Raw genomic sequence first — 16215 nt, 5'->3', positions numbered from 1 at the left:
TGCCGGACGAAGAAGTGCCGGGAGATGCAGGGCCTGGGGACAGGGACGGCACGGGGCCGGGGGACGCGCGGCCCGGGACCGCGTCCTGGCGGCTGCTGGTCGCGTACATAAGGCCTCACCGCAGAGCGCTGCTGCTGGGCGGGGTGCTCAGCCTCGTCGGCTCGCTGGCCGGGCTGGCGATGCCGCTCCTGGCCAAGACGGTCATCGACGCCTTCGGCGAGCAGCGCTCCCTGCTCGGCCCGGTGCTCGGCCTGACCGCCGCCGTGCTCCTGGGCGCGGCCATCGGCGCGCTGGGCAGTTACGTGCTGGAGCGGATGGGCGAGGGCATCGTCTTCTCCGCCCGCCGTACCCTGGTCGACCGGATGCTGCGGCTGCGGGTGTCCGAGGTCGACCGGCTCAAGCCTGGTGACCTGATGTCCCGGGTGACCTCCGACACCACGCTGCTGCGGGCGGTGTTCACCAACGGCGTGGTCGAGACGGTCAGCTCGCTGTTCATGCTCGTGGGCGCCGTGGTGATGATGGCGGTCATCGACGGGTTACTGCTGCTCATCACGCTGGGGGTGCTGGTCGTGGTCGGCGGGTTCGTCAGCCTGATCATGCCTCGCATCCAGCGCGCCTCGATGCAGGCGCAGGTCGCGGTCGGCGAGATGGGCGCGGTCCTCGACCGGGTGCTCCAGGCGTTCCGCACGGTCAAGGCCAGCGGTGCCGAGGAGCGGGAGATCGCCGCGGTGGGCGAGGCGGCCCGCGAGGCGCGCGACCGCGGGATCGCCGTCGCGTGGCTGACCTCGATCGCCGGTGTCTCGGCGTGGGTGTCCGCGCAGCTGGCCTTCGTGGCCGTGCTCGGCGTGGGCGGTGCGCGGGTCTCCTCGGGCTTGCTGGAGGTCTCCTCGCTGATCGCCTTCCTGCTGTACCTGTTCTACCTGGTCGCCCCCATCGGCCAGCTGGTCAACGGCTTCACCCAGGTGCAGAACGGCCTGGCCGCGGTGAAGCGGATCCGCGAGATCGAGGAACTGCCCGCCGAGGAGGCGGACGGCGCGGTGTACGAGGTCGGCAGGGCCCCGGCCGGGGTCGTCTTCGAGGGCGTCGCCTTCCGCTACGGCGACGACAGGCCGGTCGTCCACGACGACGTCTCCTTCGAGGTGCTCGCGGGCGGGCTGACCGCCCTGGTGGGGCCCTCGGGGGCGGGCAAGTCCACGGTCTTCGCCCTGCTGGAGCGGTTCTACGAGCGGCAGGCGGGGACGATCACGATCGACGGCCGCGACATCGCGGACTGGCCGCTCGCCGAGCTGCGCGCCTGCCTCGGCTACGTCGAGCAGGACGCGCCGGTGCTGGACGGGACGCTCAGGGAGAACCTCGTCTTCGCCGCGCCGGGCGTGGAGGAGGCCGACATCTGGCGGGTGCTCGCCCGCACCCGGCTGGAGGACCTGGTCTCCCGGCTTCCCGAGGGGCTGGAGACCCGGGTCGGCCATCGGGGGATCATGCTCTCCGGCGGCGAGCGCCAGCGGGTCGCCATCGCCCGCGCCCTGTTGCGCAGTCCCCGGCTCCTGCTGCTCGACGAGGCCACCTCCCAGCTCGACGCGGTCAACGAGCTGCGGCTCCGAGAGGTGATCGCGGAGGTGGCGGCGGAGACGACCGTGCTGGTGATCGCCCATCGCCTCTCCACCGTGGCGGGGGCCGACCGGATCGTGGTGATGGAGGCGGGCCGGGTGCGGGCCGTGGGCACCCACGACGAGCTGCTCGCCGACGACGCCCTCTATCGCGAGCTGGCCACCACCCAGTTCCTGCTGCCCACCTAGGGTCGCGCCCCGGAGCCGCCGGCGGCGGTTCCCGTCGCCCACCTGGTCCTGCGGTCACTGGCTTGGTTGTGTAAATTCATATCGCTCATAAAGGAATAATTCGGACACTGGGCCGGGGGGCTGATTCGCTGTCCGGTGAATCGGGAATCCCCGCCTGTGCGAAGCCTCTCCTTCGCATCGGAGCGCCCGTCGGGCGCTCGCCGCATTCGATCACCCGGTCCCGTCCGTGCGGGACGAGGATCGGGGCGTGACGATCGTTACGGCCACCACCGGGGGTGTCGCGGGCGTGCTGCCCGCGACACCCCTTTTCCGGGTTGACCTGTAGCCTCCGGGTGACCAAATATGAATACGTTCATTCATTCCTGAGGGGGAGGTCGGGCATGTCCGGCAGCCGGATCGTGCGCGCGCCGCGCGGTACCACGCTCACCGCCAAGGGGTGGCCGCAGGAGGCGGCGCTCCGCATGATCCAGAACAATCTCGATCCCGAGGTCGCCGAGCATCCGGAACAGCTCGTCGTCTACGGAGGCTCGGGCAAGGCCGCCCGCGACTGGCGTTCCTTCGACGCGATCACCCGTACCCTGACCACCCTGGAGGGCGACGAGACGCTGCTGGTGCAGTCGGGCCGCCCCGTCGGGGTGTTCCGCACCCACGAGTGGGCCCCCCGGGTGCTCATCGCCAACTCCAACCTGGTGCCCGACTGGGCCAACTGGGAGGAGTTCCGGCGCCTGGAGGCCGCCGGGCTGACCATGTACGGGCAGATGACGGCCGGCTCCTGGATCTACATCGGCACCCAGGGCATCCTGCAGGGCACCTACGAGACCTTCGGGGCCGTGGCCGCCAAGCGGTTCGGCGGGAGCCTCGCCGGGACGATCACGCTGACCGCCGGGCTCGGCGGCATGGGCGGCGCCCAGCCGCTGGCCGTGACCATGAACGGCGGCGTGGCGATCTGCGTCGACTGCGACCCCAGGTCGATCGACCGGCGGATCGAGCACCGCTACCTGGACGTCCGCGCCGCCGACCTCGACGAGGCGCTGCGCCTGGCGTACGAGGCCCGCGACCAGCGCAGGCCGCTGAGCATCGGGGTCGAGGGCAACGCGGCCGAGGTCGTGCCCGAGCTGCTGCGCAGGGGTGCCGAGATCGACGTCGTCACCGACCAGACGTCCGCCCACGACCCGCTGATGTACCTGCCGATCGGCGTGGCCTTCGAGGACATGGCCGACGAGCGGGAGAAGGACCCGGCGGGCTTCACCCGCAGGGCCCGCGAGGCCATGGCCGCCCACGTGGAGGCCATGGTCGGTTTCCAGGACGCCGGGGCCGAGGTCTTCGACTACGGCAACTCGATCCGGGGCGAGGCGCAGCTGGCGGGCTACACCCGCGCGTTCGACTTCCCCGGTTTCGTGCCCGCCTACATCCGGCCGCTGTTCTCCGAGGGCAAGGGCCCGTTCCGCTGGGCCGCGCTGTCCGGCGCCGCCTCCGACATCGCCAAGACCGACCGCGCGATCCTGGAGCTGTTCCCCGACAACGAGCCGCTCGCCAGGTGGATCCGGCTGGCCGGGGAGAAGGTCCACTTCCAGGGACTGCCCGCCCGCATCTGCTGGCTCGGGTACGGCGAGCGTCACCTGGCCGGGGAGCGGTTCAACGACATGGTGGCCTCGGGGGAGATCGAGGCCCCGCTGGTGATCGGCCGCGACCACCTCGACTGCGGCAGCGTCGCGAGCCCGTACCGGGAGACCGAGGGCATGGCCGACGGCTCCGACGCGATCGCCGACTGGCCGCTGCTGAACGCCATGCTCAACGTCGCCTCCGGCGCCGCATGGGTCTCCATCCACCACGGCGGCGGCGTCGGCATCGGCCGTTCCATCCACGCCGGGCAGGTCACCGTGGCCGACGGCACCAGGCTCGGCGCCGAGAAGCTCAACCGGGTCCTCACCAACGACCCGGGCACGGGGGTCATCCGGCACGTCGACGCCGGGTACGACGAGGCCGTCACCGTGGCCGAGGAGCGAGGCGTGCGCATCCCGATGCGCGAGTCCTGAACGGGCGCGGGTCGTGAACGGGCGCGGGTCGTGAACGGGATCAGGTCCTGACCGGGCCGTACGTGCGTCGATCCGCGTCCCGGCTCCCGTCCCGATCCGCGTCCCGGCTCCCGTGCACCGCGCCGCGTCCCGATTCCGGGGCGTGATTCCTCCGGGTGCCGCTCGCTTCCTCCCGCACGGGTGTATGAACGACATCGGGGCGGGACGGGGGAGGGAATGCGCGTGGGCCTTCGAGCGGTTGGAGGGGGCGTGGGCGACGGACTCGATCGGCTTCTGGAGGGGCGGCGGCTGTCGCCCGTCCAGCGGCGGATCGCGCGCTACCTGGGCGACCACCTGTCCGAGGCCGTCTTCCTGTCCAGCGTGGAGCTGGCCGACCGGGCCGGGGTGAGCCAGCCGTCGGTGACGAGGTTCGCGGTGGTCCTCGGCTTCGCGGGATACCCAGAGCTCAGGCAGGCGCTGCGGCCCCTCGTCGTGGGCGGCAGGAAACCGTCGCGGGCCAACGACCTGCAGACCGCGATCGACGTGGAGATCGACAACCTGCGGAGCGTGCGCGACACGCTGAGCGACCCCTCCGACCTCGCGGAGCTGGGTGTCAACCTGGCCGGATGCGAGCCCCTGCCGGTGCTGGGCCTGCGGGTGTCGAGCGGGCTGGCGACCACGTTCGCCTACTTCGCGCGCCGGATCCACCCCGACGTCCGCCTGCTGACCCACGGCGGCTCGGAGCTGGCCGACGGGCTGCACGCCGCGCGCCGGGCGGGGGCCGGCTGGCTGGTCGCGGTGGTCCTGCCCCGCTACCCGGCCGAGGCGGTGCAGGCCCTGCGGGGCGCCCGCGACCTCGGCCTGCGTACGGCGGTGATCACCGACCGGCGGGACGTGCCCTTCGAGGCCGACGTGGTGCTGGCCGCCCCCGTCGGCGAGCGGCTGGTCTTCGACTCGCACGCGGCGCCGCTGGCCCTGGCCATGGTGCTGGTGGAGGCCATGGCCGACGCGGCACCGCTGCGCACCCAGGCCCGGCTGGAGGAGTACGAGCGGATGACCGACCAGGCCGGGGTCTTCACCGAGCAGCTCGACTGACGGCGCGAGAGCCCCGCCGCGCCCCGCGGGAGGCGCCGTCGCGGGGATCGGGCCGGACCTATCCGGCGAGCCGCCTCATCGAGCCGACCGACCAGCGCAGGCTGATCGCGGACAGGACCAGGATGAGGCCGAAGGCCAGCGGGATCGAGCCGTCGGAGAAGTCGCCGTCGAACAGCGCCCGGCCTGCCTCGACCGCGTGGTAGAGCGGGTTGAACTGCGCGACCGCCCGCATCCAGTCGGGGGCCAGTGACATGGGCAGCATGATGCCGGTGAGCAGGATCAGCGGCATCGCGAAGAACTGCATGATCTGCGACATGCCGTTCTCGTCGCGCAGCGCCAGCGCCATGCCGTACGACAGGCCGGAGGCGAGCAGCCCGGTGGCGGCCATCAGCACCAGCATGAGCGCCAGCCCCGGCAGGCTGGCCCGCATGCCCATCAGCGTGGCCAGCGCGATCACCAGCAGGGCCTGGACGACCAGCACGATCATGTCGCGCAGGGTGCGGCCCAGCACGATCGCGGGTCGCCACACTGCGCTGACCGCGAGCCGTTCCAGGTAGCCGTTGCGGATCTCGTTGATCATGCCGAAGCCCACGAAGAGCGAGCCGAACAGGGCGATCATCATCATCACGCCGGGCGTGAACATCCGCAGCGTGTCGCCCATGGTGCCGCCCGCGGTGGTGTTGGCCACCAGCGGCGCGAAGAGGAGCAGGTACAGGACGGGCTGCATCAGGCCGAACAGCGGCCAGACGGGATTGCGCAGGGTGGCCCTGAGCTCGTAGCCCAAGAACAACATCGTGTGTCGGAGCACGGGAGGTCCTTGTCGTTCAGTCGGCGTCGCGCAGGGAACGGCCGGTGTGGCGCAGGAACACGTCGTCGAGCGTGGCCCGGTCCAGGGAGATCGACCGGATCGGCAGCCCTCCGGCCTCCAGGGCGCGGAGCAGGGCGGGCAGGTTGTGCTCCCCGTCGTCGAGGTAGGCGCGCAGGACGTCCTCCTCCTCGCGGACCTCCCTGACGTACGGTTCGGCGTCGAGGAGCGCCCGGGCCTCGGCGGCCCGGTCGAGGCGGAGCGTGACGACGTCGCCCGCGACCTCCTTCTTGAGCTCGGCGGGGGTGCCCTCCGCGACGACGCGGCCGTGGTCGATGATGACCAGCCGGTCGCAGAGCGCGTCGGCCTCCTCCAGGTAGTGGGTGGTCAGCAGCACGCTGGTGCCCCGCTCGCGCAGGGAGCGCACCTCGTCCCACAGGTTGGCGCGGTTCTGCGGGTCGAGGCCGGTGGTGGGCTCGTCGAGGAAGAACAGCGGCGGGTGGTTGACCAGGCCGACGGCGAGGGCGAACCTGCGCTTCTGGCCGCCCGACAGCGTCCGTACGGGACGGTCGGCCAGCTCGGCCAGGTCGAACGCGGCCAGCAACTCCTCGCTGCGCGCCTTCGCCCGCGCGCGGGACATGCCGCCGATCCTGGCGGCGAGGATGAGGCCCTCGCGGCCGGGGGAGTTCTCGTCCACGCCGCCGCCCTGGCCGACGTAACCGATCTTCTCCCGCACCCTGGCAGCCTCGGTGACCACGTCGTGGCCCGCCACCCGGGCGGTGCCGGAGGTCGGGGCGACGAGGGTGGCGAGCATCCGGATCGTGGTGGTCTTTCCCGCGCCGTTCGGGCCGAGGAAGGCGAAGATCTCGCCCTCGGCGACGGAGAGGTCGACGCCTTTGACGGCCTCGACCTCCCGGGGGCCGTCCCGGCCGCGCCCGGTGGTGAAGGTCTTGCGCAGGTCGTGTGCTTCGATGATCATGATTCTCCGTCGTGGGGGGTACGGAAAGGTTCGGGAACGGCGGCGAGGGCTCAACCGGATTTCCCGCCCGGCGGGCGTCCGGAGGCCCCCGAGAGGGCCGGTCTCCCGGTGTCCCGGTGTCCCGGTGCGCGGGCGGGGCGGTCTCAGGGCAGTTTTCCGGCCCTGACGTCGGCGACGGACGCCTCGATCCAGTCGAGCTGCGCCTGGAACTGGCGGATGTTGAGCTGGAGGCACTCGTCGATGTGCCGGGGGGCTCCGTAACCCTGCTTGCCGCCCAGCGCCCGCCGCATCATCGAGATGGAGGCCCGCAACTGCTCGGCCCTCGCCTCCATGGCGTTGACCAGTTCGGCCGGGGGGAGGCGGTCCATGAAGGTGAGGGCGACCTGGAAGGGGTCGACGATCGGCTTCACGAACCACCAGTTGTTCATCAGCTGCTGGTGGAAGTCGGCCCGCCCCGCCTCGGTGACGCCGTAGACCGTCTTGCCGCCCCTGCCCTGCTCGATGATCTCCAGCAGCCCTTCGTCGGCCATCTTGGCCAGGCCGTGGTAGATCGAGCCGTAGGCCACGTTGGCCCAGTTGTCGGCGCCCCACAGTTCGAGGCGGCGCCGTACCTCGTACCCGTGCAGCGGGCCGTCGAGCAGCACGCCGAGCAGCAGGATCCGGGTGGAGGACATATTCAAATTTATATTCAAGTTTGAGTATAGTGTCAACCGTGCGAGAGATCAGACGTGACGACGACGGCGCCCTCCTGGGCTTCATCCGCCCGGCGGGCGAGGGCTGGGAGCCCCTGACCGTGTTCGGTTACCCGATGGGGGAGCCCTCCTCGGAGGCGTCGGCCCTGGAGGTGGTCCACCGGTCCGGGCTGGAGGTGCTGATGCGGCCCTGGCGGTTCCTGGAGGACGGGGAGTGGTACCGGTGCGTGATCGTGGAGGCGGCGGCCGACGCGGTCAGGGTCCGGCCGGCCGACGCCGGTTATCCGCGTGAGAATGTTCTCGCGGTGACGCTGGAGCGTCCCGGGCCGGAGACGTTTCGTCCCGATTAACTCAATCTTGTCCGAAGTAGGGTGATTGTTATGTCCGCACGTCCCACCGCGCTGGTCACCGGCGCCTCCAGAGGGGTCGGTGCCGCGGTCGCCCGCGCCCTGGCTCCCACGCACGACCTGCTGCTCGGCGGCCGCGACACCGAGGCGCTGGCCGGGATGATCTCCGGCCTGCCCGGCGCGCGGCCCTGGCCGGTGGAGCTCACCGCCGTCACGGAGGCCGACGTCGCCGGCATCGACCGGCTCGACGTGCTGGTGCACAGCGCGGGCGTGGTGACCCTGGGACGGGTTGAGGAGACCCCGGCCGAGGTGTGGCGGCGCACGATGGAGGTCAACGTGATCGCGGTGGCCGAGCTGACCCGGCTGCTGCTGCCCGCGCTCCGCGCGGCGCGCGGCCACGTGGTGCTGATCAACTCCGGGGCGGGGCAGCGGGCCAACCCGAACTGGATCTCCTACTCGGCCAGCAAGCACGCGCTGCGCGCCTTCGCCGACGGGCTCCGCCTGGAGGAGCCCGAGCTCCAGGTCACCACGGTCTACCCGGGGCGGGTCGCCACCGACATGCAGCGCGAGGTGCGGGCCCGCGAGGGCGGCCCCTACCAGCCGGAGAACTACCTCGATCCGGACTCGGTGGCACGGGTGGTGCTGACGGCCCTGACCGCGTCCCCCGACGCCCACATCACCGAGATCACCGTCCGTCCCGCCGCCGGACCCCCGAACTGAGAGCGGTGCGGCGGGCCGAGGATGCGACCGGGCCGAGGACGCGACCGGGCCGAAGGTGCGGCGGGCTCGCCAATGAATGAACCCATTCACATAATGGGAGGGTGTTCGACGAGATGTGGGGTGCCATAGAGCACCTCGGACGTGACGAGCGGACCCGCGGCTACCTGCGAGACGCGTGGTCGCCCGCGGATCTGGAACTCCGGCGATGGTTCGGGCAGGAGGCCGCCAGGCGCGGCCTCGACCTGAGGGAGGACCGCAACGGCAACCTGTGGGCCTGGTGGGGCGACCCGTCGGCCCGGCCCGGCGTGGTCACCGGCAGCCACCTGGACTCGGTGCGGCAGGGTGGCGCCTTCGACGGTCCCCTCGGCGTCGTGTCGGCCTTCGCCGCCCTCGACCTGCTGCGTGCCAGGGACTTCCGGCCCGGGCGCCCCCTGGGAATCGCCTGCTTCACCGACGAGGAGGGCGCCCGGTTCGGCGTCCCCTGCGTCGGCTCGCGCCTGCTGACCGGGATCCTCGACCCGGACAGGGCGCGCGCCCTGAAGGACGACGAGGGCGACTCGCTGGCCGAGGTGCTGCGCGGGGCCGGGCGCGACCCCGGCGGGCTGGGCCGGGACGAGGAGACCCTGCGGCACATCGGCGTCTTCGTCGAACTCCACGTCGAGCAGGGACAGGACCTGGTCCACCGGGACGCCCAGGTCGGCGTCGCCTCGGCCATCTGGCCGCACGGCCGCTGGCGGTTCGACTTCCACGGCCAGGCCAACCACGCGGGCACCACCCGCCTGGCCGACCGCGACGACCCGATGCTGCCTTTCGCCCGTACCGTCCTGCACGCCCGCCAGGCCGCCGAGCGCAACGGCGTGCTCGCCACCTTCGGAAAGACGCGCGTGTCGCCCAACAACGCCAACGCCGTCCCCGGCCTGGTCACCGCCTGGCTGGACGCCAGGGGCGGCGACGAGGTCGCGGTCAGGGAGCTGGTCGAGGAGCTGAGCGACTTCTCCGGCGCCGAGGTGACCGTCGAGTCGTGGACCCCGGTCGTCGACTTCGACGCGGTCCTGCGGGAGCGGGTCGCGGCCGCCGCGGGGGGCGCGGTCGCCGCGGTCGCCGCGGGGAAAGCGGCCGGGAACGCCGGGAACGCCGGGAACGCCGGGAACGCCGGGAACGCCGGGAACACGGCCGCAGCCGGGAGCGCGCCCGTCCTGCCGACCGGCGCCGGACACGACGCGGGCATCCTGGCGTCCGCGGGTGTGCCCAGTGCGATGGTGTTCGTCCGCAATCCGACGGGCATCTCTCATTCTCCGGAGGAACACGCGGACAGGGCCGACTGCCACGCCGGGGTCACCGCCCTCGCCGCCGTTGTGGAGGACCTGTGCGGGAACTGAGCTACTGGTGCGAGCTGGCCTGGCTGCCGCCGGGCGAGGTCGTCGCGGGAGTGCTGGTCAAGGTCGACGGCACCCTGATCACCGAGATCGTCACCGGCGTGACCGCCCCGCCCGGCGGAGCCGTCCGGCTGGCCGGGCTCACCCTCCCCGGGCTGGCCAACGCGCACTCCCACGCCTTCCACCGCGCCCTGCGCGGGGCGACGCAGCGCGAGAAGGGCAGCTTCTGGACCTGGCGCGAGCAGATGTACGGCGTGGCGGGCACGCTCGACCCCGACTCCTACCTCAGGCTCGCCAGGGCCACGTTCGCCGAGATGGCGCTGGCCGGGATCACCTGCGTGGGAGAGTTCCACTACCTGCACCACGGGCCGGACGGCAGGCCGTACGACGACCCGAACGCCATGGGACACGTGCTCGTCCAGGCCGCACGGGAGGCGGGGCTGCGCATCGCGCTGCTGGACGCCTGCTACCTGACCGGCGGCGTCGGCACCCCGCTGAGCGGCGTGCAGCGGCGGTTCGGCGACAGGGACGTCGACGGGTGGGCCGCGCGGGCGGAGGCGCTCGCGGCCGGCTACCGGGGCGAGCGGGACGTGGAGATCGGCGTGGCCGTGCACTCGGTCCGCGCGGTCAGGGCCGAGCAGATCCCCGTGGTCGCCGAGTTCTCCCGGCACCACGGAGTCCCGCTGCACGCCCACGTCTCCGAGCAGCGCGCGGAGAACGCCGCCTGCGTGGAGGCCTACGCCGCGACCCCGGTCCAGCTGCTGGAGGCGCACGGCGCGCTCGGCCCCCGCTCGACCGCCGTGCACGCCACGCACCTGTCGGACGTGGACGTCGCGCTGCTCGGCGCCTCGGGTACGCGCGTGTGCATGTGCCCGACGACCGAACGCGACCTCGCCGACGGCATCGGACCGGCCAGGAGGCTGTTCGAGGCGGGCGCGCCCATCACGCTCGGCTCGGACAGCCACGCGGTCGTCGACCTGTTCGAGGAGGCCCGCGCGGTCGAGCTGGACGAGCGGCTGGCCACGGAGCGACGCGGTCACTGGTCGGCCGCCGAGCTCCTGAACACCGCCACGGCCGCGGGGCACGACTCGCTCGGCTTCGCCTGCGCGGGCATGCTCGTCCCCGGCGCGTGGGCGGACCTGGTGTCGGTGCGCCTCGACTCGGTCCGCACGGCCGGAGCCGACCCGGCGCACCTGGCCGAGACCGTGGTCTTCGCCGCCGCGGCCGCCGACGTGCACTCCGTGGTGTCCGGCGGGCGCCACGTGGTCGCCGACGGCAGGCACGCCCTCGGCGACGTGGGCACCATGCTCGCCGAGGCGATCGCCGAGGCGCGAGAGGAGAAGTCGGTATGACGAGCGAGGACCGGCCGGTGACGAGCACCCTTTTCGACCACATCGGCCTGCTCTACACGGGTGACCCGGCGCGGGAGGAGATCGAGGACGCGGCGCTCGTCGTCGAGGGCGGAGAGGTGGTGTGGGTGGGACCCGCGGGCGCGGCTCCGTGCGCCGACGAGCGGGTGGACGTGGAGGGGCGCTGCGTGATCCCGGGCTTCGTCGACAGCCACGCCCACCTCGTCTTCGCGGGGGACCGCACGGCGGAGTTCGCCGCCCGCATGGCGGGCCGCCCGTACACGGCGGGAGGCATCCGTACGACGGTGTCGGCCACCCGTGCCGCCTCCGACGCCGAGCTCGTGACGCGCACCGCCACCCTGGTCGCCGAGATGCTCGCCCAGGGGACGACCACGGTCGAGATCAAGAGCGGCTACGGACTCACGGTCGACGACGAGCGCCGGTCACTGGAGATCGCGCGGGGGTTCACCGAGGAGACCACCTACCTGGGCGCGCACGTCGTACCCCCCGACGCCTCCTCGGCCGACGAGTACGTCCGCACCGTCACCGGGGAGATGCTGGAGGCCTGCGCGCCGCACGCCCGGTGGGTCGACGTGTTCTGCGAGCGCGGGGCCTTCGACGCCGACCAGAGCAGGGAGATCCTCCTCGCCGGGGTGAAGGCGGGGTTGCTGCCGCGGATCCACGCCAACCAGCTGGGCGAGGGGCCGGGGGCGCGGATCGCCGCCGAGGTGGGCGCGGCCTCCGCCGACCACTGCACCCACCTGAGCGACGACGACGTCTCGGCGCTGTCGTCGTCGGGGGTGGTGGCCACCCTGCTGCCCGGCGCGGAGTTCTCCACCCGCTCGCCCTACCCGGACGCCCGCCGCCTGCTGGACGCCGGGGTGACGGTCGCGCTGGCCACCGACTGCAACCCGGGCTCCTCCTTCACCTCCTCCATGCCGTTCTGCGTGGCGCTGGCGGTCCGCGAGATGCGGATGACGCCGCTGGAGGCGATCAGGGCCGCCACGTACGGCGGGGCCAGGGCGCTGCGCCGCGGGGACGTCGGCACGCTGCGGGTGGGAAGCAGCGGGGACCTGGTGATTCTGGACACACCCAGCTACGTCCATCTCGCCTACCGGCCGGGGGTGCCGCTGGTGACGCAGGTGTGGAAGCGGGGCCGCCGCCTGGTTTGAGGCCCTTTGCAGGGGTTGGTCGCGAGTCTTGGCGGCACGTCGGGAAACCTCCTCCTTGAGGAGGAAATCCAAACCATTCTCCAGGCGTACTTTTTGAGGGAATCTTTGCCCTGGCACGTCCGTTGAAAAGACAAGCGATGTGTCTGCGCGCACGGGGCGTCAAACGAGCGAGTGGACACGTCATAAGCAGGCGGAGCGAGGTGCCATCGGATGGCAAGGCCGACGGGGAATCGGACGCAGGATCAGCATGTCTCTGATCGAGACCTGCTCGGGACCTACCTGGCAGAGATCGGACGGGTGCCCCTGCTCACCGCGGAGGAAGAGGTCGAACTCGCCAAGAGGATCGAGGCGGGTCTCTTCGCCGAGCAGTTGCTGGACGGTGGGTTGGGTGGATTGACGGAGCCGCGGATCGGGGACGCGGCCGATGAGGAGCTTGAACGACTGGCCGTTTCCGGGCGGAGGGCCAAGGATGAATTCATCCAGGCCAATCTACGTCTTGTGGTGGCCGTGGCGCGCAAATATTCGGGGCGGGGAATGCCGCTGATCGATCTGGTCCAGGAGGGGAACCTGGGACTGGTCCGCGCGGTCGAGAAGTTCGACTACCGGCGCGGTTACAAGTTCTCGACATATGCCACGTGGTGGATCAGGCAGTCGGTGGGGCGCGCCATCCACGAGCAGGCACGGCCGGTGCGCCTGCCCACCCACGCGGGCGAGCAGATGACCAGGCTGATGCGCGTCCGCCGCGACATGCTCGCCGAGTTCGACCAGGAGCCGACCGACGCCGACCTGGCGACGGTGCTCGAACTTCCCATCGAGCGGGTCCGTGAGCTCCGCCGCTGGGCCTCCGACCCCGTCTCCCTGCAACTGGGCGTGGGCGACGAGGACGAGACCGAGCTCGGCGACATGATCGCCGACGACACGTGGGCCGATCCCGAGCAGCAGGCGATGGACATCCTGGAGCGCGAGCGCCTGGAGGTGTGGCTGACCGGGCTGGAGGGGCAGACCCGCGAGATGCTCCGCTGGCGCTACGGCCTGATGGACGGCCGCGAGCACACGCTGACCGAGGTCGGCGAGCGCTACGGCATCGGCCGCGACCGCGCCCGCCGGATCGAGCGTGACGCCCTGGCCCGGCTGCGGAAGATGGCCACGGCCGCCTGACCCTTGCCGATCCGGCACGGTCTTGTTCGGACCGTGCCGGATCGGTTTCCTGACGCGTTTCGCGGCGGGTTCTGTTGCTGTGGCGGTTCCGTGGCTGTTCGGGCTGTGGACGGTTCACTGTGGTTGGTCTCGTTGGTGTTCATGCTGCGGTCGGTTTCATGGGGTTGGTTTCGTTGGTGTTCATGCTGCGGTCGGTTTCATCGGGTTGATTTCATGGTTGTTCGGGCTCGTCGCCGTTTGTGTTGCGGTGGGTTTCAGCGTTGTGACGGGTTCCGGCGCCGTTCACGCTGCGGTGGGCGGGTGCTCCGGACGGCCGTCTCAGTTGCTGTCTTGTGGTTCAGGCCTCCGGCCTGCTCGGGCGCGACGGTTACGCGCTCTTTTCAAGCCGTCCGGAGCACCCGCCCACCTCCGCTGCACGGGTTCTCGCCGTACGGCGCGCGGACCGTAGCGGCTTTCTCTCCGGCCGCCCGGTGGACTCCGCGCGGCTGAAGCGATCCGTACGGGAGCGCTCGGCGTGGGGCGCCGTAGCTGAAGCTCCACCTCGGAGAAGAGCGCAGGGCGGGGCACCGTACCGTGTCACGGTGATGTGAACTCGTCCCCGGCCGGACATCGCCGCCGTCGGGTTCGGGCGTTCCACCCCGGCCACAGTCGTGGACGGCGACGCGGCTCGGGCCTGGACGGTGACCGCCCTCCCACGTCACGAACGGCGCTCTCCGCCCCGCCGGAACGCCGCGTCCTCGCGCCGCGTGTCGTCCCGTTGAGGGGATCGTCAATCGGTCCGGGAGCGGAGGCTCCGCGCCAGGGCGGGGATCTCGAAGTCGACGCCGGCGGCCTGGGCAAGCGCGGCGGTAAGGGTGGTGACCACCATCGCCGCGAGCGTGGCGACGAAGCCGATGCCGGCGAGCCCGCGGAGCCGGTGGGCGCGGCCGGTCCGGTCCGGTGCCGGGCCCGCGACGACTCCGGTGCCATTCGTGTCGTTCATGTCGTCCTCCGTCATTCGGTAACTGGCGTAGGGGCGTGTTGACCGGCATGTGACGGTCGTGGCCCTGGGGTGACGATGCGCACCCTCGCCGTGCGACGGCCGGGGTTGCGCAGGGCGCGGACGCCGGTGTCGCGGAGCCAGAACCCGGCGTCGCGTCCGAGGACCGGCCCGGGCTCGCCGTCGCGCAGCTCCAGCTGCACCCGCCCGCGGGTGACGACGCCGAACGCGTCGCACCACTCGGCCGTGGCCACCGCGACACGCGCGCCACCCCGCAGCGCGAGTATCCGCACGGGACTACTCCGTGCCGTCCGCCGGCAGGCGCTCCGGCAGCCCGAGCCGCGGGAACCGGTCGTCGTGGAACGTGACGATCTCGGTGATCGCTCCGCCGGTGACGCGCAGGACGTCGACCGTCAGCGGCAGGTAGGCACCCTCCTGCTTCCGCCAGAGGTAGAAGGCGACGGCGGGCTGCCGGTTCACGGAGGTGAGGACGGCGCGCAGGTGCTTCATGCTCTCGAAGCCGCTCTCGACCCAGTCGTTCACCACCGCGTCGCGGCCGACGTACAGGCCCGGCGTGGGTGGCATCGAGCAGCGGACGTCGTCCCGCAGCAGTGCGGCGAGCCCGTCGATGTCCGTGGCCACGCTGGCGTCGGTATAGCGGCGCACCAGCTCGCGCGTCCCGGCGTCCTCCTCGCCGCCGGTCCAGTCCTGCCGTTCGGCGGGCAGGTGCTCCCGCATGCCGGCGCGGGCCCGCTGCAGCGCGCTGTTCACGGAGTTGACGGAGTCCCCGAGGAGCTCCGCGACGTCCTTCGCCGGCCAGCCGAGCACGTCCCGCAGGATCAGCACGGCCCGCGGGCGCGGCGCGAGGTGCTGGACCGCGACCAGGTACGCCAGCTCGATCGTCTCCCGCGCGACGGCGACGGTCTCCGGCTCGTCCGCGTCGCCCGCGGGCGGCTCGTCGAGCAGCCGGTCCGGGTAGGGCTGCAGCCACAGCACCTCGCCGCCGGTCGCGGGCTCCGGGCGGCACTTGGCGAGCAGGTCCAGGCAGGCGTTGGTGGCGATCCGGTAGAGCCAGGCCCGGAACGTCGACCGCCCCTCGAAGGTCTCCCGCCGCCGCCAGGCACGGAGGAACGTCTCCTGCACGGTGTCCTCGGCGTCCTCGAACGACCCGAGCATCCGGTAGCAGTGCACGTGCAGCTCCCGCCGGTGCCGCTCCGCCAGCCCCGAGAACGCCGGCTCGTCGACCTCGCCCAGCCCGCTCACGCCCAGCTCCTCCAGCCGTGTGTCCGCACTCATCACGTCATCCTTCCGTCTCGTCATGTTCCGTCGCAGGTATGACGGGTGCGGGCGCGACAACTCATCACCGGGGCCGGCCGGCATGGCCGATCCTGAGCCTCGCCCTCCTCGATGCCCGGGTCTGCCGTACCCGCCCTCATCTGCGAGATCAGGTTGGAAAAGGTTCATTGCGGCAATTCCGTCAAATCGGATATCAATGGCATGTCGATTGACCGTGATGTCGCCATGGGCTTGGCTGTCGCACGGCGGTGATTGCCATTTGCCGTCATTGCCAATAAAGCATCTTTTGTTCTGGCATATTGGGTCAAATAGGGGCCTAATTTGCGTATTGTAACGCGAGCCTTTACCATTTACCGTGTTTCATATGTCAGACATCTCTCGACGTAGCGCAATTGCCGCATTGGCTCCCGCGGTCGGGGCCGCTGTCGCCGCGCGT

The 16215-nt window shown here is 71.6% G+C and carries 15 protein-coding genes; 9 read left to right on the top strand and 6 right to left on the bottom strand.

The genetic code is table 11. The features are described from left to right. Nucleotides 1–14 precede the first annotated feature (14 nt). The 3 genes from AB0G15_RS18335 to AB0G15_RS18325 all read left to right on the top strand — a co-directional run bounded on the left by AB0G15_RS18335 (nucleotide 15) and on the right by AB0G15_RS18325 (nucleotide 4906). Nucleotides 15–1796 carry an ABC transporter ATP-binding protein gene (locus tag AB0G15_RS18335; protein WP_362840850.1) on the top strand — a complete coding sequence of 594 codons (1782 nt, stop codon included), beginning with the start codon at nucleotides 15–17 and terminating at the stop codon, nucleotides 1794–1796. A gap of 380 nt (nucleotides 1797–2176) precedes the next feature. Next, nucleotides 2177–3832, top strand: coding sequence for a urocanate hydratase (hutU, locus tag AB0G15_RS18330; protein WP_362840847.1), 1656 nt, complete (start codon nucleotides 2177–2179; stop codon nucleotides 3830–3832). 249 nt (nucleotides 3833–4081) lie between these two features. Further along, a complete protein-coding gene (locus AB0G15_RS18325) occupies nucleotides 4082–4906 on the top strand; it encodes a MurR/RpiR family transcriptional regulator (protein WP_362840844.1) in 825 nt (274 codons plus the stop codon). Nucleotides 4907–4964: 58 nt separating this feature from the next. Here the strand turns inward: AB0G15_RS18325 and AB0G15_RS18320 are convergent, their stop codons facing one another. From AB0G15_RS18320 to AB0G15_RS18310, 3 genes are all read right to left on the bottom strand, one after another. After that, the gene (locus AB0G15_RS18320) at nucleotides 4965–5714 is read right to left on the bottom strand and encodes an ABC transporter permease (RefSeq protein ID WP_362840841.1); all 750 of its coding nucleotides are present in this window, start codon (nucleotides 5712–5714) and stop codon (nucleotides 4965–4967) included. Nucleotides 5715–5730: 16 nt separating this feature from the next. Next, nucleotides 5731–6690, bottom strand: coding sequence for an ATP-binding cassette domain-containing protein (locus tag AB0G15_RS18315; RefSeq protein ID WP_362840838.1), 960 nt, complete (start codon nucleotides 6688–6690; stop codon nucleotides 5731–5733). Between the two features lie 143 nt (nucleotides 6691–6833). Further along, nucleotides 6834–7364, bottom strand: a complete 531-nt coding sequence (locus AB0G15_RS18310; protein WP_362840835.1) for a PadR family transcriptional regulator — start codon at nucleotides 7362–7364, stop codon at nucleotides 6834–6836. A 38-nt stretch (nucleotides 7365–7402) separates the two neighbouring features. On the opposite strand from AB0G15_RS18310, the gene AB0G15_RS18305 reads away from it, so the two are divergent. From AB0G15_RS18305 to AB0G15_RS18280, 6 genes are all read left to right on the top strand, one after another. Continuing rightward, the gene (locus tag AB0G15_RS18305; protein WP_362840832.1) at nucleotides 7403–7732 is read left to right on the top strand and encodes a hypothetical protein; all 330 of its coding nucleotides are present in this window, start codon (nucleotides 7403–7405) and stop codon (nucleotides 7730–7732) included. A 30-nt stretch (nucleotides 7733–7762) separates the two neighbouring features. Then, nucleotides 7763–8449, top strand: a complete 687-nt coding sequence (locus AB0G15_RS18300; RefSeq protein WP_362840829.1) for an SDR family oxidoreductase — start codon at nucleotides 7763–7765, stop codon at nucleotides 8447–8449. Nucleotides 8450–8562: 113 nt separating this feature from the next. Continuing rightward, nucleotides 8563–9828 (top strand): allantoate amidohydrolase, encoded by a 1266-nt coding sequence (locus AB0G15_RS18295; RefSeq protein ID WP_362840945.1) that lies wholly within the window; start codon nucleotides 8563–8565, stop codon nucleotides 9826–9828. Next, entirely contained in the window at nucleotides 9816–11177 is a 1362-nt protein-coding gene (locus tag AB0G15_RS18290; protein WP_362840826.1) for a formimidoylglutamate deiminase, read from the top strand. The genes AB0G15_RS18295 and AB0G15_RS18290 overlap by 13 nt, the downstream gene beginning before the upstream one ends. Further along, on the top strand, nucleotides 11174–12346 hold the full coding sequence (hutI, locus tag AB0G15_RS18285) for an imidazolonepropionase (protein ID WP_362840823.1): 1173 nt from the start codon (nucleotides 11174–11176) through the stop codon (nucleotides 12344–12346). The genes AB0G15_RS18290 and hutI overlap by 4 nt, the downstream gene beginning before the upstream one ends. A gap of 210 nt (nucleotides 12347–12556) precedes the next feature. Next, nucleotides 12557–13504, top strand: a complete 948-nt coding sequence (locus AB0G15_RS18280; protein ID WP_362680216.1) for a sigma-70 family RNA polymerase sigma factor — start codon at nucleotides 12557–12559, stop codon at nucleotides 13502–13504. A 769-nt stretch (nucleotides 13505–14273) separates the two neighbouring features. Here the strand turns inward: AB0G15_RS18280 and AB0G15_RS18275 are convergent. The 3 genes from AB0G15_RS18275 to AB0G15_RS18265 are packed head-to-tail and all read right to left on the bottom strand — an operon-like array spanning nucleotide 14274 to nucleotide 15779. Beyond that, complete coding sequence (locus AB0G15_RS18275; RefSeq protein ID WP_362840820.1) at nucleotides 14274–14486, bottom strand: hypothetical protein; 213 nt, start codon at nucleotides 14484–14486, stop codon at nucleotides 14274–14276. Nucleotides 14487–14497: 11 nt separating this feature from the next. Beyond that, complete coding sequence (locus tag AB0G15_RS18270; protein ID WP_362840817.1) at nucleotides 14498–14776, bottom strand: hypothetical protein; 279 nt, start codon at nucleotides 14774–14776, stop codon at nucleotides 14498–14500. Between the two features lie 4 nt (nucleotides 14777–14780). Beyond that, nucleotides 14781–15779, bottom strand: coding sequence for an RNA polymerase subunit sigma-70 (locus AB0G15_RS18265; protein WP_362840814.1), 999 nt, complete (start codon nucleotides 15777–15779; stop codon nucleotides 14781–14783). Between the last annotated feature and the right edge of the window lie 436 nt (nucleotides 15780–16215).

The organism is Streptosporangium sp. NPDC023825 (assembly GCF_040639575.1).
In the GTDB taxonomy this organism is placed as follows: Bacteria; Actinomycetota; Actinomycetes; order Streptosporangiales; family Streptosporangiaceae; genus Streptosporangium.
The sequence above is the reverse complement of the archived record's forward strand: the minus strand, read 5'-3'. Positions and strand labels throughout refer to the sequence as shown.

Excerpts from the sequence above, each read along its gene's own strand:
- AB0G15_RS18315 (WP_362840838.1), bottom strand. The coding sequence starts at position 6,690 with ATGATCATCGAAGCACACGACCTGCGCAAGACCTTCACCACCGGGCGC.
- AB0G15_RS18265 (WP_362840814.1), bottom strand. The coding sequence starts at position 15,779 with ATGAGTGCGGACACACGGCTGGAGGAGCTGGGCGTGAGCGGGCTGGGC.
- AB0G15_RS18300 (WP_362840829.1), top strand. The coding sequence starts at position 7,763 with ATGTCCGCACGTCCCACCGCGCTGGTCACCGGCGCCTCCAGAGGGGTC.
- AB0G15_RS18280 (WP_362680216.1), top strand. The coding sequence starts at position 12,557 with ATGGCAAGGCCGACGGGGAATCGGACGCAGGATCAGCATGTCTCTGAT.
- hutI (WP_362840823.1), top strand. The coding sequence starts at position 11,174 with ATGACGAGCGAGGACCGGCCGGTGACGAGCACCCTTTTCGACCACATC.
- AB0G15_RS18310 (WP_362840835.1), bottom strand. The coding sequence starts at position 7,364 with ATGTCCTCCACCCGGATCCTGCTGCTCGGCGTGCTGCTCGACGGCCCG.
- AB0G15_RS18275 (WP_362840820.1), bottom strand. The coding sequence starts at position 14,486 with ATGAACGACACGAATGGCACCGGAGTCGTCGCGGGCCCGGCACCGGAC.
- AB0G15_RS18295 (WP_362840945.1), top strand. The coding sequence starts at position 8,563 with ATGTGGGGTGCCATAGAGCACCTCGGACGTGACGAGCGGACCCGCGGC.
- hutU (WP_362840847.1), top strand. The coding sequence starts at position 2,177 with ATGTCCGGCAGCCGGATCGTGCGCGCGCCGCGCGGTACCACGCTCACC.